25 protein-coding genes and 1 tRNA gene are annotated in these 24324 nt (G+C 67.2%); 11 read left to right on the top strand and 15 right to left on the bottom strand.

Annotated elements, in window-relative coordinates:
- Positions 1 to 224 precede the first annotated feature (224 nt).
- The 3 genes from D514_RS22505 (at position 225) to D514_RS22495 (ending at position 2605) form a co-directional block, all read left to right on the top strand.
- A complete protein-coding gene (locus D514_RS22505; RefSeq protein WP_144052924.1) occupies positions 225 to 1031 on the top strand; it encodes an AAA family ATPase in 807 nt (268 codons plus the stop codon).
- Positions 1028 to 1897, top strand: coding sequence for a DNA-processing protein DprA (locus D514_RS37955; RefSeq protein WP_144052923.1), 870 nt, complete (start codon positions 1028 to 1030; stop codon positions 1895 to 1897). Before D514_RS22505 ends, D514_RS37955 begins: the two co-directional genes overlap by 4 nt.
- Before the next feature lie 216 nt (positions 1898 to 2113).
- Positions 2114 to 2605, top strand: coding sequence for a hypothetical protein (locus tag D514_RS22495; protein WP_017828530.1), 492 nt, complete (start codon positions 2114 to 2116; stop codon positions 2603 to 2605).
- Positions 2606 to 2905: 300 nt separating this feature from the next.
- On the opposite strand, the gene D514_RS22490 is transcribed toward D514_RS22495, so the two are convergent.
- The 6 genes from D514_RS22490 to D514_RS22465 all read right to left on the bottom strand — a co-directional run bounded on the left by D514_RS22490 (position 2906) and on the right by D514_RS22465 (position 7496).
- On the bottom strand, positions 2906 to 3415 hold the full coding sequence (locus D514_RS22490) for a hypothetical protein (RefSeq protein WP_017828529.1): 510 nt from the start codon (positions 3413 to 3415) through the stop codon (positions 2906 to 2908).
- 160 nt (positions 3416 to 3575) lie between these two features.
- On the bottom strand, positions 3576 to 4091 hold the full coding sequence (locus D514_RS22485; RefSeq protein ID WP_017828528.1) for a helix-turn-helix domain-containing protein: 516 nt from the start codon (positions 4089 to 4091) through the stop codon (positions 3576 to 3578).
- Complete coding sequence (locus D514_RS22480; protein ID WP_017828527.1) at positions 4088 to 4798, bottom strand: hypothetical protein; 711 nt, start codon at positions 4796 to 4798, stop codon at positions 4088 to 4090. The genes D514_RS22485 and D514_RS22480 overlap by 4 nt, the downstream gene beginning before the upstream one ends.
- Positions 4799 to 5026: 228 nt before the next feature.
- Positions 5027 to 5905 (bottom strand): type II secretion system F family protein, encoded by an 879-nt coding sequence (locus tag D514_RS22475; protein WP_017828526.1) that lies wholly within the window; start codon positions 5903 to 5905, stop codon positions 5027 to 5029.
- Complete coding sequence (locus D514_RS22470) at positions 5902 to 6759, bottom strand: type II secretion system F family protein (protein ID WP_017828525.1); 858 nt, start codon at positions 6757 to 6759, stop codon at positions 5902 to 5904. The genes D514_RS22475 and D514_RS22470 overlap by 4 nt, the downstream gene beginning before the upstream one ends.
- Positions 6756 to 7496, bottom strand: coding sequence for a CpaF family protein (locus D514_RS22465; RefSeq protein ID WP_236610898.1), 741 nt, complete (start codon positions 7494 to 7496; stop codon positions 6756 to 6758). Before D514_RS22465 ends, D514_RS22470 begins: the two co-directional genes overlap by 4 nt.
- Positions 7497 to 7722: 226 nt before the next feature.
- Here D514_RS22465 and D514_RS22460 point away from each other — a divergent pair, with 226 nt between their 5' ends.
- The 3 genes from D514_RS22460 (at position 7723) to D514_RS22450 (ending at position 11065) form a co-directional block, all read left to right on the top strand.
- Entirely contained in the window at positions 7723 to 8778 is a 1056-nt protein-coding gene (locus D514_RS22460; RefSeq protein ID WP_017828523.1) for a tyrosine-type recombinase/integrase, read from the top strand.
- Positions 8768 to 9103 (top strand): helix-turn-helix transcriptional regulator, encoded by a 336-nt coding sequence (locus D514_RS22455; RefSeq protein ID WP_017828522.1) that lies wholly within the window; start codon positions 8768 to 8770, stop codon positions 9101 to 9103. Before D514_RS22460 ends, D514_RS22455 begins: the two co-directional genes overlap by 11 nt.
- Positions 9104 to 9835: 732 nt before the next feature.
- On the top strand, positions 9836 to 11065 hold the full coding sequence (locus D514_RS22450) for a hypothetical protein (RefSeq protein ID WP_236610901.1): 1230 nt from the start codon (positions 9836 to 9838) through the stop codon (positions 11063 to 11065).
- 74 nt (positions 11066 to 11139) lie between these two features.
- Here the strand turns inward: D514_RS22450 and D514_RS22445 are convergent, their stop codons facing one another.
- Entirely contained in the window at positions 11140 to 11529 is a 390-nt protein-coding gene (locus D514_RS22445) for a heavy metal-responsive transcriptional regulator (RefSeq protein ID WP_017828519.1), read from the bottom strand.
- Positions 11530 to 11644: 115 nt separating this feature from the next.
- Between D514_RS22445 and merA the strand changes: the two genes are divergently transcribed.
- Positions 11645 to 13069, top strand: a complete 1425-nt coding sequence (gene merA / locus D514_RS22440; RefSeq protein WP_031205421.1) for a mercury(II) reductase — start codon at positions 11645 to 11647, stop codon at positions 13067 to 13069.
- 48 nt (positions 13070 to 13117) lie between these two features.
- Positions 13118 to 13780: an organomercurial lyase MerB gene (merB, locus tag D514_RS22435; protein ID WP_017828517.1), complete on the top strand. Its 663-nt coding sequence runs from the start codon at positions 13118 to 13120 to the stop codon at positions 13778 to 13780.
- Positions 13781 to 14283: 503 nt separating this feature from the next.
- Here merB and D514_RS22430 read toward each other — a convergent pair.
- The 3 genes from D514_RS22430 to D514_RS38830 are packed head-to-tail and all read right to left on the bottom strand — an operon-like array spanning position 14284 to position 17080.
- A complete protein-coding gene (locus D514_RS22430; protein WP_174524677.1) occupies positions 14284 to 16197 on the bottom strand; it encodes a cation-translocating P-type ATPase in 1914 nt (637 codons plus the stop codon).
- Positions 16194 to 16553 (bottom strand): helix-turn-helix transcriptional regulator, encoded by a 360-nt coding sequence (locus tag D514_RS22425; protein WP_017828515.1) that lies wholly within the window; start codon positions 16551 to 16553, stop codon positions 16194 to 16196. Before D514_RS22425 ends, D514_RS22430 begins: the two co-directional genes overlap by 4 nt.
- A 26-nt stretch (positions 16554 to 16579) precedes the next feature.
- The gene (locus D514_RS38830) at positions 16580 to 17080 is read right to left on the bottom strand and encodes a Flp pilus assembly complex ATPase component TadA (RefSeq protein ID WP_017828514.1); all 501 of its coding nucleotides are present in this window, start codon (positions 17078 to 17080) and stop codon (positions 16580 to 16582) included.
- 142 nt (positions 17081 to 17222) lie between these two features.
- On the opposite strand from D514_RS38830, the gene D514_RS22415 reads away from it, so the two are divergent.
- Together D514_RS22415 and D514_RS22410 are read left to right on the top strand one after the other, a co-directional pair.
- A tRNA-Leu gene (locus D514_RS22415) sits at positions 17223 to 17304 on the top strand.
- A gap of 96 nt (positions 17305 to 17400) precedes the next feature.
- Positions 17401 to 18165, top strand: coding sequence for a DedA family protein (locus tag D514_RS22410; protein WP_031205420.1), 765 nt, complete (start codon positions 17401 to 17403; stop codon positions 18163 to 18165).
- Positions 18166 to 18201: 36 nt separating this feature from the next.
- Here D514_RS22410 and D514_RS22405 read toward each other — a convergent pair whose 3' ends face one another.
- Entirely contained in the window at positions 18202 to 19011 is an 810-nt protein-coding gene (locus D514_RS22405) for a Ku protein (RefSeq protein ID WP_017828513.1), read from the bottom strand.
- A gap of 91 nt (positions 19012 to 19102) precedes the next feature.
- Between D514_RS22405 and ligD the strand changes: the two genes are divergently transcribed.
- The gene (gene ligD, locus D514_RS22400) at positions 19103 to 21055 is read left to right on the top strand and encodes a non-homologous end-joining DNA ligase (protein ID WP_017828512.1); all 1953 of its coding nucleotides are present in this window, start codon (positions 19103 to 19105) and stop codon (positions 21053 to 21055) included.
- A gap of 16 nt (positions 21056 to 21071) precedes the next feature.
- Here ligD and D514_RS22395 read toward each other — a convergent pair whose 3' ends face one another.
- The 4 genes from D514_RS22395 to murI form a co-directional block, all read right to left on the bottom strand.
- Complete coding sequence (locus D514_RS22395; RefSeq protein WP_017828511.1) at positions 21072 to 21992, bottom strand: cation diffusion facilitator family transporter; 921 nt, start codon at positions 21990 to 21992, stop codon at positions 21072 to 21074.
- A gap of 111 nt (positions 21993 to 22103) precedes the next feature.
- Entirely contained in the window at positions 22104 to 22700 is a 597-nt protein-coding gene (gene rdgB, locus D514_RS22390; RefSeq protein ID WP_017828510.1) for an RdgB/HAM1 family non-canonical purine NTP pyrophosphatase, read from the bottom strand.
- Positions 22700 to 23437 carry a ribonuclease PH gene (gene rph / locus D514_RS22385; RefSeq protein ID WP_017828509.1) on the bottom strand — a complete coding sequence of 246 codons (738 nt, stop codon included), beginning with the start codon at positions 23435 to 23437 and terminating at the stop codon, positions 22700 to 22702. Before rph ends, rdgB begins: the two co-directional genes overlap by 1 nt.
- Positions 23438 to 23489: 52 nt before the next feature.
- A complete protein-coding gene (gene murI / locus D514_RS22380) occupies positions 23490 to 24320 on the bottom strand; it encodes a glutamate racemase (protein ID WP_017828508.1) in 831 nt (276 codons plus the stop codon).
- Between the last annotated feature and the right edge of the window lie 4 nt (positions 24321 to 24324).

The raw sequence follows: 24324 nt of genomic DNA, 5'->3' as shown, positions 1-24324 counted from the left end.
CCCGAGGCGCAATCTGGGAGCACCACACGACGTGTCGCGCAAAAGCGAGACCCCCGACACGGAGCGCGTGTTGGGGGTCTCGCAGAACCTATTTTACCGTTTGAACGGGGATTCTCGCTCTCTCGGTTTGCAGCAGGAACGCCCATGCAGACTTGAAGCCGGTGCGCCCCACAGCGATGTCCGCGGTCGCGTGTATCGTTCGGCTAAGGCGCAAAGGGGGCGAGATGAGTCAGGACATCATCTGGAAGGGGCTGCACTGGGAACGGCGCGGCGACAAGGTTGCGAAGTACCGGATCACGGAAGTTCGCCGGGGCACCGCGCTGGTGGTCGATTGCCCGGATTGGATCGCCGACCAGATACAGATGATCTTCGGTAGCTCATGCGAATCGAGACCCCTCGCCGAGCATGTCGCGGACGATTACACTCACGGCTTCCTCTTCCGCGATGGAGCGCCCGACAACCTCGAAACCACCATGCAGAATTTAGCTTCGGTGCTAAGCATTCCTGCCCCCGACTATGTGGACGTTGCGATCACGCTCGACATGTACAACCGGCCGAACGATCAAGATGAGCTTGAACGGACTCCCGCCGGGTACTGGATCTGGACGACCAAGCACGCGAGCGAGCCGACGTGGAGCAACTCGCGCAACTCGCGCCGCCTCATGATCGACGCGCTCGTCAACGTGATCCAGCATCATCCTCTGTACGCCAACGCAACCGCGATTGTCACGGCACCGGGCCACAAGGCTGACGGCCAGAGCTTCGGGGAGATACTGGCCCGCGAGGTCGCCACGAAGGTTGGTATTCCGTTCGTGGAGACCTCTTCTCCCGGCCCTCGACCCCAGCAGAAGGAAACGCCGCAGGACCTCACTGACGTGTTCACCGTGCAAGGGCAACTCACGGGCGATGTCATCGTGCTGGATGACGTCTACCACACTGGTGGCAGCGCGAGCGGCGCTGCTGCCGCCGCCAAGCGTGCCGGGGCCGACAGAGCGCTTTCACTGACCGTTGCGAGGACTATTAGGTGGTGACCCTGTTGAACTCCGTGCACACGCTCGAACTCGCTCTCGCGGGGTTCGCTGAGTTGCGCACGCCCGGCCAGATCACCCGCGCGCTGCGGGCCGAGGGTCTCGAAGTTCTCGAACAGGCGCTCGCTGCTCTATCGGAGTCCGCCCGAGTGGAGGTCGAAGCCAAGGCCGACGAGATGCAGCGCGCTGGTATCGGAGCCGTCATTTTCCGATCCGAGGACTTCCCGAAGATCCTCGTGAAGAACGACAAACCCATCGCGCCGATCCTGTTCTACCGAGGCAACAAAGACCTGCTGTACATGGATGGAGTCGGCATGTGCGGCTCCCGTCACGTCAGCGCTAAAGGCCTCGAAGCTGCCGGTCGCTGCGGCGAGCTTGTGACCAACAAGGGGATGTCTGTGGTTTCCGGATACGCGGCTGGTGTGGACACGGCGACCCATCTTGCCGCCCTCAGGAATGGCGGCAGCACCGTGATAGTGCTCGCGGAGGGCTTCAACCACTTCCGAGTGAAGAAGAACTTCGCCGACGACTTCAATTGGGATCGAACCCTGGTCGTATCGCAGTTCCCGCCGAGCCAGACCTGGCAAGCTCATGCCGCAATGGCGCGCAATGGCATCATCTTCGGCTTGTCGAAGGCACTAGTTGTCATTGAAGCTGGCGAGAAGGGCGGGACCCTCGCTGCTGGTGAGGGCGCGATCCAGCTTGGTCGCCCGGTTCTCGCTGTGGACTTCGGCGAGGACACACCCATGGGCAACCGCATCCTGATCAACAAGGGCGCGAAGGCCATTCGCACAACGAACGAACTCAGCGACGCTCTCGACGAGGTGCACTCCTCAGTTGCACCGATCGACGCCCCTCCGCTGTTCTGACAACCCGAGTGCGCAGATTAGTTCGTGCTGAGAACCCGACCGCACTCGGCACATTGCCAGACCGGTTCGCAGTTAGCCTCGGCGGGTTCCATGCGGCGTAGGCACGCCGGGCAGTTCGGCGTGTCGAAAGCGAGGGTGTCTCGCTCCAGCTGCAACTGCCGCTGACGCTCCAGATCATCCATCCCTGGAGTCTGACAGAACCGCTAACGTGAGCGTATGACTGAGTACGAGGCGGCTTCCCTATGGGCGCAGTGGGTCGGCTCGGGCTCCGCTGTAGCGGCAGTTGTGGTTGCCGCAGTTTTCGGGTACCTCACTCTCGCATCGAATAGCCGGTCGAAGGACGCACAGCAGCGTGCCACCATGGTCGCAGCACTCGACGATCCCAACCGTCCTCAGAGCGTCCTCGCCGAGCGCGAAAGTGGAACAGCTGACTTTCGGATCGAACGCAAGAACGGTGAAACCTGGCTTCTAATCAACCAGGGGCCGGACGTCGCCTACATGGTCGACGTCGAGGGTTTGACGGACCTCGATAAGCGACGCCTTCACGAGGTCGCCCTCGACCCGGCGTCGCTGTCGCCGGGCCAGGCGAAGGAGTTCGTACTCGTCTCGCGTTACACGCTCTCGGGTCCTGCCAACGTCGTCGTTTCGTATCGCCTCGAACCCGGTGGATCTCAACTGCGTCGGGTACTGCAAGTCCCCGCACAGTGAACTCGGCGCTGAGTCGAAGGATCCTTATCGTTCGCGTCAGCCACGAAGCGGCGGTGCATCTCCAGGCTTCGCGCGCTTCTCCTCTTTGACCCGCTTGAGCACCTTCTCCACATTGGGTTTCGCAGGGGGCTTTGGCGGTTGCTTGCCCCTCTCGGTGGAGGGCATCACTCGCTCTTCTTCTCGGAATCGTCGGAATGCGACAAGTGCAACATCACGTTGCTGACGTCCGGGCGCGAAGAATCGGGCTTGGGGCTCTGCGGCTTTGGCTTCGGTGAAGGCTTGGATGCCATTGGGGCCTCACTAGGGTGTTGGGCTTGGGCTGACGGCGGGAGCAGGGCTCGCGGCGGGTAGCGCGTCGAGAGTCGCAACTGTGACGACGGAGACAAGACTCAGCAACAACAATACGAAGGCGACCCGCGTCCATCTAGCGCCCGTCTTGTACTGTGCATCCCTGCTCTCGATCTCCGAGGCTTTAACTTCAAGGATGTGGTCTTCGAGGCTCTCTTCAGTGAGTTCACTGACGCGCCATTCGGTGACCATCTCGCGTCCACCGCCAACCTGCAAGCGGCGTGGCCAAAGAGTGATCGTCGCGGCGAGAACGGTCAGGAACGTGAGGGCGAACGGAATGAGCCAGATCAAACCTGAATCGGCTTCCTGTACTCCGACCGAACTCGCGCTTCCGATCACGCCTGCGGCCACCACGACAAAAGAGGCCTTGGTGTTCAGTAGACGTGTGCGCTCGACGGCTGCTTCTCTAGTCTTGTCCAGCTCAGCATTCAGGAGCCGCACACGCGCGGCGAAGTGATCCACGCTGACGTCTGTTTGCTTTCGCCGAAACACATCCTCAGGATAGACGTGCCTCTCACGCGGGAGCGCGCGGCTCTCCGTGAGGGTTTCTTGGACACGGAAAAGGCCCGACGCCCTCTGAGGGGTGCCGGGCCTTCTCAATTCAAGGAAGAGGCGCGGAGCGCTAGTCCTGGATCAGCCCCGGCCGAATCGGCGGGAGCAGATCAGCAACAGTCGCCGCCGCCTCAGTGAACTTCTCCAGCATCGAAAGGCCGTGCTTCAAACCGCTGTCGCCCGCCTGGTCCGTCTTCGTGATGGTGTTGTAAGCCCGAGTTGCCGCGTCCGCCGCTTGCATCAATGCCTGGAACTTGCGGGGGTCGCTCTCGTTCACCGCCAGCTCCGTAGCGCGTGCGATCTGGTCGAGCAGCTTGTCCGCCAGATCATTCCGGCGGGTCTTCGCATACTCCGACTGGTACGTCCGTGCCTTTGCCATAGCCTCCGGGGTGCCTGAGGAGCTGGAGCCCGTGCGGGCGAACTCCAGCCCCTCCGCGTCGCGTACGACCCGCGAGACCGTCTGCGGGTGGACGCCCACAGCTTTGGCGACCTGACCGCGCGTCAGTCCGGCACGGACCAGGCGCACGATCTCCGCCTCCACCTCCGGCGGCGTCCGTACCCCGGACTGGCGCGCGGACACGATCACGCGCCCTTCGCGGCCACAGCGTCAGGGCGGAGGCGAAGCCCGTCGAGCTTCTCGACTTTGTGATCGATCTGGAGGTCTCGGTCCAGGTTCTCGTCGATCCCGAGCGCCGCGTACCCCTGCGGGTCGAGGCGCGCGACACGCGACATTGCACCCAACGAGGATGCGCCCTCCAGTGCCTCGACCAGCAGGTCGCGCCACGCCGACACCAAGTTGGCGTCGGCCGTGAGGTCGCGGACTCGGGTCGCTGCCGGAACGCCGTGCTGCACCAGCTGCTGAAACACCAGCTCGCGGACCTCAGCGATCACGCCGGACGGGTCGACCGATGCGAGCGCCTCCGGTGAGACCTCGATCCACTGCGCGATTGCCGCGAGTCGGAGCGGGTTCGCCCCGAGAATGATCTGCTCAAGCGACCGGTCAGCGGCCAGGAGCGCGGTGACCTTGCGCCACTCCGCCTCCTGAAGCGCCACCTCGTCCGCGTTCTTCGGTGCGAGCCCGTCGAGCACCTCGGCGATCTGCGCGTCGGCGTCTGCATCCTTCGCCTCCGGAATCAGGTTGAGGAGCGCCGCGCGAGCATCCATCACCTGCTTGAACCGCTCACGGTGAAGAGCCGAGTTCGTGTAGTTCGGGTTCTGGTAATCCACGGCCTGCGCCAGCGAGCGCCGGAAGGTGGTGAACGCCTGCACGAATGGTGCGGTGTTGATGGTCATTTCAATCTCGATTCTCTGGGTGGACGCCGCCCTGGGCGGATCTCGCGATCCTGGGTGGGCTTCGCCCTGGGTGACCCGTCAGCAGGTGCTGTCGGGAGCTTTCGGGCGCGACAAAACCAGCCGTGATTCGTCGCTGCAAGCAACCACGTCGAGAGAGCGCATCACGCGGCCTCAGCGACGTCCCGGAGGGAGACCTCGAAGGGGAACTTCGGGAGGGTGACCGGAGCGTCAGATGCAAACCGACCGAGCAGGGAGGAGCATCAGGATCTCTTTGCGCCCCGCCTGCTCGATCAGTGCGCGCTTCGCGTCTTCGCGCGCATCGCCCGCCTGTGCATGCAGGACGGCGGCGAGCGGCGCACCGTGCTCGAGCGCAGCGATCACCTGGTCGACGACGCGAGACAGTCCGGGAAGCTGCAGCCGTCGCGCCATCTCGTTCAGCGCATCGGCCAACGGGGAGCCGGTGCCGACCGCGAGCACCACCTGGCGCAGCTCGGCGGTGAGCTCACCCGACCCCACATCGGCGACCCTACGCAGCGAATCGAGGAAGCCCTCACCCGCAGAGAGACACAGAGCCAGGAATTCGAGCGTCGTCGGAAGCTCATCGGTGAGCCGCGCCCGCCGGGACCTGGCGCGCGCGGAGAGCTGCATGTCGTATGCGGCGGCGGCCGCCGCGCCGCAGAGCAGCGGCATCGCGCCCGTCGGCACCGACAACCGGCCGGTCACCGCCAGCACGGTCAGCACGACCGCGCCCACACCGATCCCGGCGAGACCCCACCCCAGCTGCCGCCCGCGGAACGCAGCCGGGTCGGTGCGCAGCCCCGCCTGCGCCAGCCGCTGCCGGAGAGCCTCTCCCCCGCCGAGCATCCTCCCGAACCCGCTTCGCGCGCGCTCCCACAGCGTCCGCCCGCTCGCCGGCAGTGCTCCCGCAGCGGGAAGGACCCCGCTGGGCAGCTGATCATCGGCCACGACGTCGCGCACGTAAGGCCCGATCCGCACGGCCAGAGATGCCGCCTTCCACCGCGGGAGGGCGGAGAGGATGCTTATCACTCCCGCGGCGAAGCCACCCCCGATCAGGATGGCGCTCGCGAGGACCGAGATCGCGCTCATCCGAACCACCGCCGAGGCTCGGGAAGCCGGCCGATGCGGACCATGACGTGGAAGGCGACGACTGACACCGCCGCCCCCAGGCAGATCACGATCACGCCTTCGGGAGTGCCGTATGCCGCGGCGCCCTCCGGTCGGAGCACCAGCAGGCCGAGGATCACCCACGGCGCGACGGCTCCGAGAACCGCGGCACCGCGGATCCACGACTGCCGCGCCTCGACCTCGCCCCGGAGAGCCGCATCCGCCCGCACCGAGCTCGAGAGGGCGCGCAGCACACTGATCAGTTCCGTGCCGCCGACCTGACGCGCCATCCGCAAGGTCTCGGCGATGCGATCGCCGATGGGGTCGGCCAACGTGGACTTGAGCCGATCGAGGCTCGACTCGAACCTTCCGCTCGCCCGCAGATCTCTCGCGAAGACGATGAACGCCGGCCTGAGCATCTTCGGTGCGGATTCCGCCAGACTCGCCACCGCGTCGGGGAGCGACAAACCCACGCGGATCGATGCGATCAGGAGATCGCAGACGTCCGGCCAGAGCTGTCGCCGCAATCGTCGCAGTCGCGTGCGGCGCCCTCGGAGGAGCATGATCGGCGCCGCCGCCCCCGCAAGGCCCGCCAGCATGGAGAGCACGGCGATTCCGGTCAGAAGCCACACCACGGAGGCTGCGACCAGCCCGGCCGCGATGATGACGGCGAGAAGGACACGTCGCGAGAGCCCGTCGAACCCCGCCTCCTCGATCAGACGGACGAGCCGACCCTGTCGCGGGAGCGGTTCGGCCTCGTCCGACAGTGGCCACATCCATGGCGAGAGGCACAGGAGCACCCCCGCAGCGAGGACAGCGCCGACGAGCACCGTCACGATGCGGCCTCGATCGGGCGCAGGCCCCCACGCTCCCTGCCGAAATCGTCGCTCTGCCGAGTTCTCGCCCGGTAGACCGACCTCGTGCGCACCTTCCCCTCGTCGATGTCACCTGTCGGGGCGATGATCTCCTGCACGTGTCGCCGTCCTGCCCGATCTCGGACGCAGTGCACGACCAGGTCGATCGACGCGGCGAGCGCCGGTGCGATGAAAGCACGATCGATGTTCCGCCCCGCCAAGAGCGGGAGGATCGTGAGCTTCTCGATGGCTTCGGTCGCCGAGTTCGCGTGCACGGTGCACGCCCCGGGTACGCCGGTGTTGAGCGCGAGCACGAGATCGAGGGCTTCGGCGTCGCGGACCTCGCCGACGACGAGACGGTCGGGGCGCATGCGCAGCGCCTCCTTCACCAGTCGACGCAAGGTGATCTCCCCCGTCCCCTCGAGACTCGCCTGGCGCCCCTGGAGCGAGACCAGATCGGGCCCCTCCACGGCAAGTTCGAATGTCTCCTCCACGGTGACGATGCGCTGCGTACCGGCGCAGGAGGCCAGCATCGCGCCGAGCATGGTGGTCTTGCCCGCGTGCGTCGCTCCCGAGACGATCACGCTGCGGCCGTCGTTCATGGCGGTCGTCAGCAGCTCCGCGACATCGGTCGGCATCATCCCCTGGGCCGCGAGCGCGTCGAGGGATCGGTACTTCGGCAGGAATTTGCGGATGTTGACGGCCCAGGAGCCGCGCACCACAAACCATCGACTGTTGCAGTGAATGCAACTGTCTACACCTGCTGGCGAGGACTACTGGGATTTCTCAGGCCTTGATGCTCTGACCGTATCAGCGGAATGTCGGGAACCTGTCCGTTCGACTTGACTCGGTGATGCATCCTGTCGTACTTTGTTGCATCTAATGCAAGAGTTTGGTGGTTCCCCTGCGTCACTTCGACTGCTCACGTCGACGTCGAACATCGCGTTGGCGAACCCGGAGCAGCAGATCTTCGATGCGATGGTGGAGGGGTGGCGCAGCCAGCAGCGTTCTCGCGGGCTGCGTGAGCAGACCATCCAGAATCGACTGGCGACGGTCACGCGGTTTCGCGACTTCGTCGACAAGCCGCCGTGGAAGTGGACCGTCGCAGACGTCGATGAGTTCACCGCCGATTCGATGGGCCGGGTTCGAGCGTTGTCGACGCTGCGGAACAACCACGGTTCAATCCATGGATTCTGCGAGTACTTGACGAGCCCGTTGTATGACTGGATGGAGATCTGCGAGCGAGAGTTCGCGGAGATTCCGTCGCAGGTGTGCTTGCCGTGGAACACCGTCGCGCATCGGTTCGAGTTCGAGGGTGATGGAAAGCGTCGCCCGTTGGCCTATGACGAGGTGGAGCGTCTCTTCGACACGGCTGATGCGCGCGTGGAGACACTGGTCGGGTCCGGGCGCAAAGGGGCGCTCGGCGCGCTACGTGATGCGCAGCTGTTGAAGACGGTCTACGCGTTCGGGTTGCGGCGCACAGAAGCGGTGATGCTCGACACGGTTGACTTGCACTACAACGCGAAGATGCGGCAGTGGGGCCGCTATGGCGCGATCCACGTACGGTGGGCGAAGGCCGCGGGAGGTGGCGCGCCACGACGACGTACCGTGCTGCTGGTGCCGGAGTTCGATTGGTGGGTGCCGGGCATGGAGCAGTGGGTGGAGCAGGCGCGCGATCGTTTCGCCCCTGGCAGTGATCTTGACGCGCTGTGGGTGACGGAACGCCGCACCCGACTGTCGGCCGGCTATCTCGACCGGCGGTTCGCGGAGCTGCGGGACGAGGCCGGCTTGTCAAAGGCCCTGACTCTGCACAGCCTCCGGCATTCGTACGTGACGCACCTGCTCGAGTTCGGCTACGCCGACCGATTCGTCCAGGAGCAGGTCGGGCACATGCATGCTTCGACGACCTCGATCTACGCCTCCGTCAGCTCGGACTTCAAGAACCGGGTACTCGCGGACGCATTGAAGGCCCTCATCGAAGGAGAAGCAGATGACCGTTGAGCTCGAGACCGCATGGAACCTCCGCAGCGTGATGGCCTCGCGCGGGATCTTCCAGACCTCCAAGCTGAAGCCGTTGCTCGAGGAGCGGGGCGTCGACCTGTCCCGGGAACAGGTGTACCGACTGGTGACGCAAGCACCGCAGCGGGTTCGCATCGACGTGCTCGCCGCGCTGTGCGACGCGTTGGAGTGCTCGCTCGACGACCTCGTGCAGGTCACCCGCCGGGAGGCTGCGGCCCCGGTCGCGGTGGGTGAAGAGGCGACGCGGGGTGCGATCGGCGATCTGCGGCCCGTGCGGGCCACGATCCGTCGCCCGCGCTCGAAGTAGGCCGCGGTGGCGAAGCCTCCGCAGGAGCCCAGGGTTGCTGAGGTCGCCGGGCTCGTCCACGCGATCGCGCCGGAGATCCCGGTGGAGCGCCTTGTTGAGATCGTGGCTGAAGTCGCACCCGTGCCGCTCACCCAACGGCGTCTCGAACTCGCACTCCTCAAACAACCTGGAGTCCTCGAAGGGCGACACCGGAACGTACCGGTGACGGTGCAGGATCTGGCCCACGCTCTCGTGAACGAGGGTGCCGGGCGGGTCGTCTTGCCTACATGCGATTCCTGTGGACGTGCCGTTCGGATGCCTCACAAGACGCAGACCGGCGGTCGCCACTGCTCGCGCTGTGAACGGAATGCCCGATCGGTCGCGTGTGGCAGATGCGGACGAGTTCAGCCCGTGCAGCGCACCGTCGATGGGCAACGGTTCTGCCGGGACTGCTGGCGAGCCGATCCGCGGTCGTTCGGCGACTGCTCGCGATGCGGGCAGAACGCCACGATTATCGTCCGTCGCCCCGCGCTCGTCTGTCTCGCGTGCTACACCGCGCCGGTCAAGATGTGCGAGCTCTGCGGGGAGCCGGGCCGCGTAGCGACGCACCTGGACGGCCGACGGGTCTGCGCCCGCTGCTACTACGCGATGCGACGCCCCCAGCCGTGCCCGGAGTGCGGGCGGAAGGTGTTCCTCACTGGCTTCATGAATGGGCACAAGGTCTGCGCCGAGTGCGCAGGAGCTCCCGTGACGATGGCATGCCCGGGATGCGGGACGATCGAAGAGGTGCGCAAGCACCGGCTATGCGTAGAGTGCCGGCGACCTATCGCCATCCAGCAACTGCTTGCTGACGACAGCGGAGAGATCCGCCCCGAGCTGCACCCGCTCGCGGAGTATCTGGTGACGCACCACGGCAGTGCGATCTCCCTCGAGCGGTGGCTGTACAAGAGCCGCTGTGCGGTCGTCCTCCGTGAGCTCGCCGATGGCACGCTGCCCCTCACCGCGGACGCGATCATGACCAGAGCGCACGCCGGCCAGTCCGTGGCATTCCTGCTCTCGCTCCTCATCCGCTCAGGCGTGCTGCCCGATTTCGACATCCAGGCGGCGAGGTTCGAGCACTGGTTCCAACGGTGGCTTCCGACCGTCCCCCATCCCGAGGACCGGCTCCTCCTACGGCGGTACTGCACCTGGGAGCTGCTGCCGTCGGGCAGATCACTCAGGGGCAGACCAGCTACGGCCGTCCGATCCGGCTCCACCTATCAGAAGGTGCGTGCGGCGCTGAAGCGGTGCGCGGCCCTCCTGCAGCAGATCCGCGCGAGCGGCGAAACGCTGACGACATACCCGCAGCGATCTCTCGACGGCTTCCTCACCGGTTCGCCCTCACAACGGGATGCCCTCGCGCCGTTCACCCGGTGGCTGCGACGGCACCGCCTGAGCCGCCTCCGGGTCGAGTTCCGCAGCCATCGCCTCGAAGGGCGCGACTACGCCGCCGACCATCGGTGGACGATGGCACGCGCGTTCATCACGCGAGACGACATGGATCCCGTGACGCGAGTCAGCGGATTGCTCGTCCTGTTCTACGGGCTCCACCTGACCCGCATCGCAGCGATCACCCGCGCACAAGTCGATACGACCGCGCGCCTCATGACGCTGACGGTCGGAACTGAACCGATCGAGCTGCCCGAAGTCCTCGCCGAAGCAATGGTCCAGCTGCTCGACGGCAACCGCTCCGACACTTGGCTCTTCCCGGGCAGGAACCCGGGCCGACCGATCACCCCCGGGCCGCTCAGCCGTCGACTCCGTCAAGAAGGACTCCTCGCCGGCAGCGCTCGTGTCACCGCGCTGATGGACCTCACCCGACAACTGCATCCTCGAATCGTGTCCGACCTGCTCGGCATCACGGCGTCATCAGCTGCCGCCTGGGCACGCCTCTCCGGGGGCGAATGGTCCGACTATCCCGCGCTGCGCTCAACCTCGACCTGAGCACCAATGGCCTCCCGCTACGCTTGCGCCTCCAGTGGGACTGCCTGAATTATCGGACAGACCCCCGGGCTTGGCTACAGATAGCGGCAGACCTGATCCGAGCTGCACGTGTCGGGCTCGACGTGCTCGGCCTGGTCGCGGAGCCCGGCGAGGGTGTCGCGCAGGTCGTGGAGCTGCCTGAGCTGCTGGTCGATATCGGTGAGGCGTGCGTCGAGGAGGTCGCGGACGTGGCTGCAGGGCGCTTGGCCGTGGTCGCGGATGTGGAGGATCTGCTGGATCTGGGCGAGGGTGAGTCCAGCGGCTTGGCCGCGGTGGATGAAGTCGATTCGGGCGATGGTCTCGGCGGTGTAGTTGCGGTAGCCGCTGGGCGTGCGCCCGGCCGGCGGCAGGAGCCCCTGGTCCTCGTAGAACCGCAACGTCTTCGCCGTGGTGCCGGCCGCGTCGGCGAGCTCTCCGATCCGCATTCCCCGCCCCCCCTTTTCGCTGGTCGCAAATTTCGTGCTTGACCTTCCCCTGTGGTGGAAGGTTCATGATGAGTGTATCAGCGGGATGTTCCAAGATGTCCAGGGAGGAATAAGGATGCCATCGAGGTTTGATCTGGCCGTGATTGGGTCGGGTGGCGCGGCATTCGCCGCGGCGATCCGCGCCACCACACTGGGAAAGTCGGTGGTGATGATCGAGCGCGGCACGTTGGGCGGCACGTGCGTGAACACGGGGTGCGTTCCGTCCAAGGCGCTGCTCGCGGCCGCCGAGGCCCGCCACGTGGCCGCGGATGCGGGCTCCCGGTTCCCGGGGATCGCCGCCACCGCTGGCCCGGTAGACATGCACGGGCTGGTGGGTGGCAAGCAGGACCTGGTCGAGGCGATGCGGAGTGAGAAGTACATCGACGTGGCAGAAGCCTACGGCTGGCCGGTCCGCCAGGGCGAGGCGGCGTTCGCCGGCACGCCGGATGCGTCGGTCCTCGAGGTCACCGCCGCGGACGGCACCGTCGAAACCATCGAGGCCGCCCACTACCTCATCGCCACAGGCTCCCGCCCGTGGGCTCCTGCCATCGAGGGGCTGGACGGCGTCGACTTTCTCACCTCGACGTCGGCGATGGAGCTGTCCGAGGTGCCTGACTCGCTGCTGGTGCTCGGCGGGGGCTATGTGGCGCTGGAGATGGCACAGTTGTTCGCCCGGCTCGGCTCGAAGGTGACTCTGCTGGTGAGGTCCCGGCTGGCGTCGAAGGAGGAGCCGGAAGTCTCCAAGGCGTTGCAGGAAATCTTCGCCGACGAGGGCATCCGAGTGGTCCGCCGCGCCATCCCCACCCGCGTCACCCGCGACCCGGGCACCGGCCAGATCGTCGCCGCGGCCGAGGTCTCGGGCGGCGTGCAGGAGTTCCGTGCCGACGAGATCCTCGTCGCGCTCGGCCGCGCCCCGGTCACCGACGGGCTCAACCTCGAGACCGTGCAAGTGAAGACCGGCGAGGCCGGAGAGGTCGTGGTCACCGACCAGTTGCAGTCCTCCAACCCTCGCGTCTGGGCGGCTGGGGATGTCACCGGGCACCCCGAGTTCGTCTACGTCGCAGCCCGGCACGGCACGTTGGTCGCCGAGAACGCCTTCACTGACGCCAGCACGTCGGTCGACTACACGCGGATGCCGCGGGTCACATTCACGAGCCCTGCCGTCGGCGCGGTCGGGATGACCGAGAAGGAGGTCATCGCGGCCGGGATCCGCTGCGACTGCCGTGTCCTGCCACTGGAGTACGTGCCCCGCGCGCTGGTGAACCGGGACACCCGCGGGTTCATCAAGATGGTCGCCAACGCGGACACCGGCGAGATCCTCGGCCTGACCGCGGTCGCCAAGGACGCCGGCGAACTCGCCGCCGCAGGTGTCCACATCCTCGGCAAGACCATCACCGAGGTCGCCGACGCGTGGGCCCCGTACCTGACCACGGCCGAAGGCATCCGGATCGTCGCCAAGGCCTTCACCACCGATGTGTCGATGCTGTCCTGCTGCGCCTGACCGCGCGCCAGACAGCGGATCCACCCCATCAGAAACTGGAGCCTCGCCATGACGCCCCTCACTACCGACCTGACCGATCGGCTCGCCCGGTCCGAGGAGACAGCCCTGCTGGTTCCGCTCCTGCGGCTGCTTGTCGCCGGTGACCCGGTCACCATCGAGCAGCTCGCGACCGCCACCGCTCTCACCGCCGACGAGGTCCGCACCCGCCTCGCCGCGTCACCGGACACCGAGTACGACGACCAGGGGCGGATTATCGGTCAGGGCCTGACCCTGCGCCCCACCACCCACCGGTTCACCGTCGCCGGTGAGGAGCTCTACACCTGGTGCGCCTTCGATACCCTGATCTTCCCCACGCTCCTCGATCGGCCCGCCCGGGTCGAATCGATCTCCCCGGCCAGCGGCGACACGATCCGCGTCACCGTCGACTCGACCGCCGGTGTCACTAGCGTGGAACCGGCGACCGCGGTGGTGTCCTTGGTCAGCCCCGAGGCCATGCACTCGATTCGCTCCTCGTTCTGCAACCAGGTCCACTACTTCGCTTCCCGCGAGGACGCCGCCGGATGGCTCACGGAACACCCGATGGCCCAAATCCTCACGGTCGCCGATGCCTTCGAGGTTGGCAGCACCCTGATCACCGAGATGCTCGAGCGCCCCCGGACCGGTGCCGACGAACTGTCTGGAAGCTGCTGCGGTCCCGAGACCTGCTGCTGAGACGGCACCACGAGAGGACAGAACACCAATGCCTCCCAACCAGGACGACCAGCGAGGCGGCCGTGGCCTGCTCCTTGGGGCCGTCGCCGCACTGCTCGTGGTCGGCTGCTGCGCCCTCCTTCCACTTCTCGTCGTCGGAGGCACGATCACAGGGATCGGCACCCTCCTCCGCAACCCGTGGGTGATCACGGGCGGTGCCGCACTCCTGATCCTCGCGGTGGTTGCAAGCATCGTGATGACAGCGCGTGCCAGGCGACACCGCCGCGAAAACGACCCCGACTGCTGCCCGCCCCTTCGCCCGACCATAACGAAGACAGACCCGAGGCGAAGGGAAACCGGAACCAAATGATCATGGCCATTAGACCCCGGCATACGGCCCGCCCGATAGGCCCCTAGCCAGCAGGCAAGTCGCCGATCAACGCGCGCGAACTCTGATGTGAAATCTAAAGGTCATCCGCATGGTCCCGGATCAAGCCGTCACGCGGCGGCGACGTCCTGCGCGGTCACGTGCTTGCCTTCCGCGTCGACGCGGCGCGCAGGCCGTTGAGGATCACGATCACCTCGGCGATCTCGTGCACCAGCACCACCGCCGCAAGCCCCAGGACGCCAAAGAGGGCGAGCGGGAGCAGGGCGGTGATGATCAGCAGCGACAGGATGATGTTCTGGTTGATGATGTGCCGCCCCCGACGGGCATGGGCGAACGCGCGCGGGAGAAGCCGCAGATCGTGACCGGTGAAGGCCACGTCGGCCGACTCGATCGCGGCGTCGGAGCCCGTCGCGCCCATCGCGATCCCGATGTCCGCGGCGGCCAGCGCAGGGGCGTCGTTGATGCCGTCGCCGATCATCGCGACCGGCCCCTTCGCACCGAGCTCTGCGATCGCGGCGGCCTTGTCTTCGGGGCGCAGCTCGGCGCGGACGTCATCGATCCCTGCATGCGCAGCGAGGGCGCGGGCGGTGCGGGCGTTGTCGCCGGTGAGCATGGTCACCCCGATGCCCTGGGTCGCGAGGGTGCGGACCACTTCAGGGACCTCGGGGCGCAGCTCGTCGCGGACGCCGATCGCGGCGACCGGGACGCCGCCGCGGTGGACGATCACGACTGTCATGCCCTGCTCCTCCAGCCCCGCGACCCGGTCGCCGAGGGTCCCGGCGTCGAGCCAGCGCGGGCTGCCGACGGTGATCCGCGCGCCGGCGAGCTCGCCCTCGATGCCGTGCCCGGCCTGCTCGGTCACGCCCTCCGCCGCAGGGGCATCCGGCGCTGCGGCGGTGATCGCGGCGGCGAGGGGGTGGGTGCTGTGCTGCTCCAGAGCGGCCGCCCACGCCAGCGCCTCCGCCTCGCTCACACCGTCCACGGTGAGGACGGCGGTGACGGCGGGCTCGTTGCGGGTGAGGGTGCCGGTCTTGTCGACGGCGACGTGGCGGATCACGCCGAACCGCTCGAACGCGGCACCGGACTTGATGATCACGCCGAACTTGCTCGCCGAGCCGATCGCCGCGACCACGGTCAGCGGCACGGAGATCGCCAGTGCGCAGGGCGATGCCGCGACCAGCACGACCAGGGCGCGGGTGATCCACAGCTCCGGGTCGCCGAGCAGCGAGCCGATGATCGCGACCAGGGCGGCGAGGATCAGCACGCCCGGGACGAGAGGGCGGGCGATGCGGTCGGCGAGGCGGGCGCGATCGCCCTTCTCCGCCTGAGCCTTCTCCACGAGGTCGACGATCGTGGTCAGTGAGTTGTCGGTGCCTGCCGCGGTCGTTTCGACCTCCAGTGCCCCGGCGGTGTTGATTGCGCCGGCGGAGACGGCATCGCCGGGTTCGACCTCGACCGGGATCGACTCCCCGGTGATCGCGGACGTGTCCAGGCTGGAACGTCCCGTGCGGACGACGCCGTCGGTCGCGATCCGCTCACCCGGCCGCACCAACATCAGCTGCCCGACAGCCAGATCCTTCGCGGCGACCTCGACCGAGACGCCGTCGCGGCGGATGGTGGCGGTCTCCGGGACGAGCTTGAGCAGTGCCCGCAGCCCGCCGCGGGCACGGTCCATCGCCTTGTCCTCCAGCGCCTCGGCGATCGAGTACAGGAATGCCAGCGCTGCGGCCTCCTCGACGTAGCCGAGGATCACCGCGCCGACCGCGCTGATGGTCATCAGCAGCCCGATGCCGAGCTTGCCCTTGAAGAGGTTCCGGATCGCGCCCGGCGTGAACGTCGACGCGCCCAGCAGCAGGCCGATCCAGAACAGCACCAGCGCAGGGATCTCCATCCCGGACCACTCCAGCGCCAGACCGGTGAGGAACGCCACACCGGAGAAGACCGGGACCATGATCCCGCGGTCCCGCCACCAGGGGCGCTCCGCCTCCTCGGCCTCTTCGCCGACTGCGGTCTCAGGCTCGTCGTGCTCGCAGCCGCACGCCGCGCTCACGCGCCCGCTCCCGTCCCGCAGCAGCCCGGCACCGTGCACGAAGCGTCCATGCAGGGCGCGTGCTCGTCCACCGCGAGCGTCACGTCCACCAGCGCGGTCAGCGCCGCCGCGAGGTGCGGGTCCGCGATCTCGTAGCGCGTCTGCCGCCCTTCCGGCTCGGCGACCACGATGCCGCAGTCGCGCAGGCAGGTCAGGTGGTTCGAGACGTTCGAGCGGGTCAGCTCCAGCTCACGCGAGAGCACCGCCGGGTAGCTGGGGCCGGCGAGCAGGGTCATCAGTATCCGGGAGCGCGTCGGGTCCGCCATGGCCCGGCCGAGCCGGTTCATGACGTCGAGACGTGGAGCAATGGTCAGCATGCACTGATCATACAGTGTTGACTGAACTAATCCCAGGATGAATAGTGCACCCTGCGACATTCGGCCCTACCAGTATCGGCGATCGCCACGTGCAGACGGGATCCGTCCGGCAACGATGCATCCACGAACGGCTGGCTGATATCCACCCGCCGGCCGGTCGACTGCAGCATGCGCTCGACGATGTCGCGCACCGCGACATCGTCGAGACGAAGGCCCGTCCGCTCTGCCTCGCCCTCGCGGGCGATGTGCACATGGCCGGATCCGTTCAGCCAGATCTCCTCGATCTCCGGATCGTCGAGCAGCGGCTGCAACGCACCGAATCCGCTGAGCGAGGCCATGACCTCTCGCACGCACGCCGCTTCATCGTCGATCAGCGCCTCCCCGCGAGCGAGGGCGAGATCGTCGTGGCGGCGAACCTCGGCGTGGGTGATGCGCCAGGCCGCCTCCGGATCGATCGACGGGTCGATGCCCTCGGCGCGCAGACGCGACCGCACACGGTCGGCGACAAGAGCGGACGGATGACTCACCCACGCATCCTCGCAACAATCGCCCTCCGCCCTCCGAAGTTATCCACAGCCGCCCTGGTGCGTCCGAGCGCTCAGGGGGAGACGGACTGCGGGCTGATCCCCAGACAGGCGGTTTCGACGATCAGTAGACTGTTTCCACCGCGCGGGAGTGGTGGAATTGGCAGACACGCAGGATTTAGGTTCCTGTGCCCCAGGGCGTGTGGGTTCAAGTCCCACCTTCCGCACGAGAGACGACGGCATCCTTCTCGGGTCGCCACGACATCGCTCTGTTCTACCGCCGACCATTCACGACCGACGGGACTCCCCCTGTGCTCGAAACCATGCTGCACGCGCCGACCGCTCTCATCCCCTGGCTCGACCCCCAGACGATCATCGGCGCGGCGGGTCCCTGGGCGCTTCTGGTGGTCTGCTTCATCATCTTCGCCGAGACCGGCCTGCTGGTCGGTTTCCTCCTCCCCGGCGACACCCTGCTCATCATCGCGGGGCTCCTGACACACACCAGCAACGTGTTCGGGGTGAACATCTGGGTCGTCTCGCTCCTGATCGCTCTCTCGGCCTTCGTCGGCGGCGAGGTCGGCTACCTGATCGGCCACAAGGGCGGGCCGGCGGTGTTCGAGCGCAAGGAGTCGGGCCTGTTCAGCAAGAAGAACGTGGAGCGCACGAACGCATTCTTCGAGCGCTTCGGCGGCCTCACGGTCATCCTGGCCCGTTTCGTGCCCATCGTTCGCACCTTCGCGCCGGTCGCAGCCGGAGTGGGCCACATGCCGTGGCGCCGCTACTCGCTCTACAACTTCATCGGTGCCATGATCTGGGGCTTCGGCCTCACGATGGTCGGATACCTCATCGCCTACATCCCGTGGGTGCGCGATCTCGTGGTCGAGTACATCGATGTGATCCTGCTGATCGCGGTCGGTGGCACCGCGCTCGTCACGCTGTGGCACTACCTCTCCGAGCGACACAAGGCCAAGAAGGCCGCTGCGGCAGGGGAAGACGTGGTCACCGACGCCGGGGAGGCGCAGGAGCTCGTGCTCGACGCCGACGTCTTCGACCGTTCTCCCGACCTGGACGGCGACGGCAAGCACTGATCGCGCATCGGGGGCCGACTCCTCGGCACCCGATGATCACCCCGCGTTCTTGGCGCGCTCGTCCTTCGACCGCGCCACGCTCGCGCGCAGCGCTTCCATGAGGTCGATGACCTCGCCGCCCTCTGCCGCCTTCTCGGCTTCGCCGAAGGTCTCGGCCACGTCGAACGTGTCGCCCGCCTCGATCTTCGCGTCGATGAGGGTGCGCAGTTCCTTCTGGTACTCGTCGACGAACGCCTCGGGGTCGAAGTCCGCCGAGTAGCTGTCGACGAGGGAGGCCGAGAGCTCCAACTCCTTCTTCGAGATCCGCACGTCCTCCTCCAGCGCCGGGAACGCGGCTTCGCGCACCTCGTCTGCCCACAGGAGCGTCTGCAGCACGAGCACCTTCCCTCGCACCCGGAGCGCGGCGAGGCGGGTCTTCTGCCGCAGGGTGAAGCGCACGATCGCCGTGCGATCGGTCTGCTCGAGGGTCTTCCTCAGCAGCACGTAGGCCTTCGGTGACTTCGAGTCGGGTTCGAGGTAATACGGCTTGTCGAGTGTGAGCAGATCGACCTGGTCGGACGGAACGAACTCGACCACGTCGATCTCACGGCTCTTCTCCGCCGGAAGCGCCGCGAGGTCGTCTTTCGTCAGCACGACGGTCTGGCCCTCATCGACGTAGGCGCGATCGATGTCCGCATAGGCCACGGTCTCGCCGCACACCTCGCAGGTGCGCTGATAGCGGATGCGTCCGCCGTCCTTCTCGTGCACCTGATGCAGCGGCACGTCGTGGTCCTCGGTCGCGGAGTACACCTTGACCGGTACGTTCACGAGCCCGAACGTCAGTGCGCCCTTCCAGATCGTCCTCATCACACCAGTAGACACCAGCCGCAGCCGTCACGACCAGCCCCTTGACCACCCGACCCCTCGACCAGGCGGACCCTTGACTACGCTGGGCCCCATGGTCACAGAAGGGCAGATCGTGCAGGTCGACGGCCGACGCCTGCGTGTGACCAACCTCGACAAGGTCGTGTACCCCGAGACCGGCACCACCAAGGGCGAGATCATCGCCTACTACACGGCCATCGCTCCGCTCCTGCTCCCCCTCCTCGACGGCCGCCCCGTCACCCGCAAACGCTGGGTGGAGGGCGTCGGGAGCGCGGAGGCCCCGGCTGACGCGTTCTTCACGAAGCAGATCGAGCCGGGCGCGCCGTCGTGGATCCCTCGACAGGCGATCCAGCACTCGGACGGCCCCAAGGAGTACCCCCTCGTCCGGGAAGTTCCGACCCTCGTCTGGCTCGCGCAGGTCGCCGCCATCGAACTGCATGTGCCGCAGTGGCGCTTCTCCCCCGAGGGCCTTCCCGGCAAGCCCGATCGGCTCGTGCTCGACCTCGACCCCGGGGAGGGGGTGGGGCTGGAGCAGTGTGCCGAGGTCGCCCGCATCGCCCGCGTCATCCTGTCCGACATGGGGCTCGACCCCCTGCCGGTCACCAGCGGCAGCAAGGGCATCCACCTGTACGCGTCGCTACCCGGCGAGCAGACGAGCGACGAGGTCTCGACCGTCGTCAGAGAACTTGCGCGGATGATCGAGAACGACCACCCCGACCTCGCCACCAGCGTCATGGCGAAGGCGGTCCGTGGCGGCAAGGTGTTCCTCGACTGGAGCCAGAACAACGGCAAGAAGACCACGATCTCGCCCTACTCGCTCCGCGGCCGTGCGCAGCCCTGGGTGGCTGCTCCTCGCACCTGGGACGAACTCGACGACCCGGGCCTCGCCCAGCTCGACCTCGATCAGGTGCTCGCCCGCGCGACCGCCGGCGTCGACCCCCTCGCAACGCTCCACCCGCCCGAGACCGCTCCGCTCCCGCAACCGGCGAAGCCCCGACGCTCCCACCGGTATCCCCAGAGCTCTCCCGCGACCGTCTCCCCTCCGATCCCGGCATCGGTGGCGCCGATGCTCGCCGAGAACGGCTCCCCCGGGGTCGCCCGCGCTCTGAGCGACCCCTCGTGGGTCGAGGTCAAGTGGGACGGCATCCGCGCGATGGGCACCTGGGCGAACGGGCGGATGCTGCTGCACGCACGCAGCGGAATCGACATCACCGCCCGCTACCCCGAGCTCACAGCCGACGGATCGCCCTTCCTGCCGGTCGCAGACGCGATCGTCGACGGGGAGATCGTCGCCTTCGACTCCCACGGCCGCCCGAGCTTCTCCCTCCTCCAGAATCGGATGCACCTCACCCGCCCGCGAGAGATCGAGCGCGAGGTGGTGCGCACGCCCATCGTCTACATGCTGTTCGACCTGCTGCGGCTCGACGGACACGACCTCACCGGCATGCCTCTGCGGGAGCGTCACACACTGCTCGAGGATGTGATCGCAGACCTCGACGCCCCCGTGCAGATCCCTCCCGTGTTCGACGACGTCGACGCGGCACTCGCTGCAAGCCGGGAGTTCGGGCTCGAGGGCGTCGTCGTCAAGGATCCGATGTCGCGGTACCGCCCGGGGCAGCGCTCCCCCTCCTGGCTGAAGCTCAAGCACACCAGGATGCAGGAGGCGGTGATCGTCGGGATCCGCCCCGGCAAGGGCGACCGGGAGAGCACGCTCGGGTCTCTCCTGCTCGCCGTGCCCGACCCGACCCGAGGCGGGAGCGGCCTGCGCTACGTCGGACGCGTGGGTACCGGATTCACCGACCGCATCCTGCGCGATCTGCTGACGCGACTCGATCCGCTGCGGGTGGACGCCGCACCGCTCGACGGAGTGCCCGCCCCGGATGCCTCCGACGCCCTCTGGGTGCGGGCGGAAGTCGTCGGCGAGGTCGAGTTCGCGAACTGGACTCCGGACGGCGTGCTCCGTCATGCCCGCTGGCGAGGTCTGCGCCCCGACAAGAGCCCGGACGAGATCTCCATCGAGGCCTGAGGCTCGATCGACCAGGTCAGGCGTGGTGCGGCTCGCAGTCCGACTGCTCGGCCGGCTCGATCTGGAAGGTCGAATGCTCCACGTCGAAGTGATCGGCGAGGCACGCCTGCATCTCGGTGAGCAGTTGGGCTGAACGGCCGTCGGCGAACAGCGCCGGCTCGATGCTGACATGGGCCGTGAACACGGGTGCTCCGCGTGTGAGCTGCCAGACGTGCACATCATGCACGCCGACGACGCCCTCGTATCCGAGAAGGTGGTTCCGGATCTCGCTCACCGCCGTGCCCTTCGGCGCGGACTCGGCGAGAACCGAGAACACCTCCCGCAGCAGGGCGATGGCCCGAGGAATGATCATCGCCGCGATGAACAGCGACGCGATGGCATCGGCCGGCATCCATCCGGTGACGAGGATGACCACCGCTGCCACGATGACCGCCACAGAGCCGATCAGATCGCCCATCACTTCGAGGTAGGCACCGCGCACGTTGATGCTGGTGCGCTGCGCGCGACTCAGCAGCCACATCGACACGGCGTTCGCGAGCATTCCCACCACCGCGACGATCAGCATGAGGCCGCCGGCGACCTCGACCTCTCCCGGATCGAGGAGCCGCCCGATGCCCTCGATCGCGACCCAGGTCGCGAGGGCGATCAGGATGACGGCATTGATCAGCGCACCGAACACCTCGGCGCGCTGATATCCGAAGGTGCGCCTGTCATCCGCCGGGCGCGCGGCGACAGTGGCGGCGATGAGAGCGATCACGAGGCCGGAGGCGTCCGTGAACATGTGTGCCGCATCGGCGAGCAGCGCGAGAGAACCGGAGAGCAGCGCGCCGACGACCTGCACGAGCATCACCGTCGCGGTGAGGGACAGCGAGATCGCGAGCAGGCGTCTGCTGCTCGCGGAACGGATGCCGCCGGGGGCGGGTGCGTGATCGTGCATGCCCCCAGGCTAGACCGGGATGGCGGCCGGAAAGGCCTGTTCCGGCTAGTCGGGAAGGGTAACGATTCTCAGCTTCAGCAGCGGTTTCTCGCGGCCGAGTGCCGAGCGCGCTCAGAGCGCGGCGAGCAGCGGAACCAGTTCGGCGAAGGCGCGGGCACGGTGGGACTGCGCCTGCTTCTCCTCGGAGGTGAACTCGCCCACCGACCGCTCCTCCCCTGCGGGCTGACCGTCCGGGACGAAGATCGGGTCGTACCCGAAGCCTCCCGCTCCCGCTGCCGCGTGGGCCAGGCGCCCCGGCCAGCGTCCCTCCACGACCTGTTCACGGCCGTCCGGCAGCACGAGGGCGATCGTGGAGGTGAAGTGCGCGGTCCGGTGCGGGTCGGCGATGTCACGCAGCTGGTCGAGCAGCAGCTCGAGGTTCGCCGCGGCGTCCTTCTTCTGACCGGCCCAATAAGCCGAGAACACCCCGGGAGACCCGCCGAGGACGTCGACGCAGATGCCGGAGTCGTCGGCGAGAGCCGCGAGCCCGGTGTGTGCGGCGGCCGCCCGCGCCTTGATCAGCGCGTTCTCGGCGAACGTCACGCCGTCTTCGACCGGCTCGGGACCGTCGTAGCCGACGACCTCGAGATCGGGACGGGCCTGCGCCACGATCTGCTGGAGCTCCGCGACCTTGTGCGGATTGTGCGTCGCGAGCACGATCCGCATCATCACTCCCCTGCCAGTGCGGCGAGCTGCGCGCCCTTCAGGTCGGCGCATCCGGCCAGACCGAGCTCGAGCAGCGCGTCGAGCTCCCGCTTGTCGAACGGAGCGCCCTCGGCCGTTCCCTGGACCTCGACGAAGAGTCCGCGGCCGGTGACGACGATGTTCATGTCGGTCTCCGCGCGCACATCCTCGACATATGCCAGATCGAGCATGGGCTCGCCATCGATGATCCCCACAGACACGGCGGCGACCGAATCGAGCAGCGGCGTGGAGTTCTTGCCGATGAACTTCTTCTCCCGGCCCCACTCGATGGCATCGGCGAGCGCCATGTACGCACCGGTGATGGCCGCCGTGCGCGTGCCGCCGTCAGCCTGCAGCACGTCGCAGTCGATCACGATCGTGTTCTCGCCGAGCGCCTTCGTATCGACGACGGCACGCAGGGCGCGACCGATCAGGCGCGAGATCTCATGGGTGCGACCGCCGATGCGTCCCTTGACGCTCTCCCGGTCGTTCCGGCTGTTGGTGGCCCGCGGGAGCATGGAGTACTCGGCCGTGACCCATCCCTTGCCCTTACCGGTCAACCAGCGCGGAACGCCGTTGGTGAAGGAAGCGGTGCACAGCACCTTGGTGCCGCCGAAGCTGATCAGTGCGGATCCCTCGGCGTGCGCACTCCAGCCGCGCTCGATGGTGATCTCACGCAGCTGATCGGTGGAGCGGCCGTCGACGCGGACGATTTCAGACATGTGCTTCTCTCAGGTCGGGGTGGCGGATCGAGTCGGAGCGACTCGATCCGGATTACTCGAAAGCGCTCTCGGGAAGAGTGATCACGCCGGTCTGGACGAGTTGCACGTCGCGGACCTCACGGCCCATCAGACGGTTGGCCAGAGCGGTGAAGTCGTCGGTCGACGCTCCGGTGGCCTCGTAGACGTAGCTCGCAGTGGCATCCGGCGAGGCGAGCAGGTCGCCGCGGACGAGCTGGCGATAGACGTCGCCGGCGGTCTCGTCGTCGCTGGAGACGAGCGTGACGCCCTCTCCCATGACGTAGCTGATGGCGCCGCGCAGGAACGGATAATGCGTGCAACCGAGGACGAGCGTGTCGACGTCGGCATCGCGAAGAGGAGCGAGATACTCCTCAGCCACAGCGAGCACCTCCGGAGTCCCGGTGATCCCGGCCTCGACGAACTCGACGAAGCGCGGGCAGGCGGCGGTGAAGACCTGCAGCCTCTCGTTCACCTCGAGCATGTCCTGGTAGGCGCGTGAGCCGATGGTGCCGACCGTGCCGATCACGCCGACCCGCCCGTTGCGGGTCGTGGAGACCGCGCGGCGCACCGCGGGACCGATCACCTCGACCACCGGGATGTCGTAGCGTTCACGAGCATCGCGGAGCATGGCGGCCGAGGCGGTGTTGCACGCGATCACCAGCATCTTCACGCCCTGCTCGACGAGGGTGTCGAGCACCTCGAGAGAGTAGCGGCGCACGTCGGCGATGGGCTTGGGGCCGTACGGCGAGTGCGCGGTGTCGCCGATGTAGACGAACGACTCACGGGGCAGCTGGGCGCGGATGGCCCGCGCCACCGTGAGCCCGCCGACACCGGAGTCGAAGATCCCGATCGGCGCGTCGTTCATGACT

Source organism: Microbacterium sp. UCD-TDU (assembly GCF_000340625.1).
Classification (GTDB): Bacteria; Actinomycetota; Actinomycetes; order Actinomycetales; family Microbacteriaceae; genus Microbacterium; species Microbacterium maritypicum.
The sequence above is the reverse complement of the archived record's forward strand: the minus strand, read 5'-3'. Positions and strand labels throughout refer to the sequence as shown.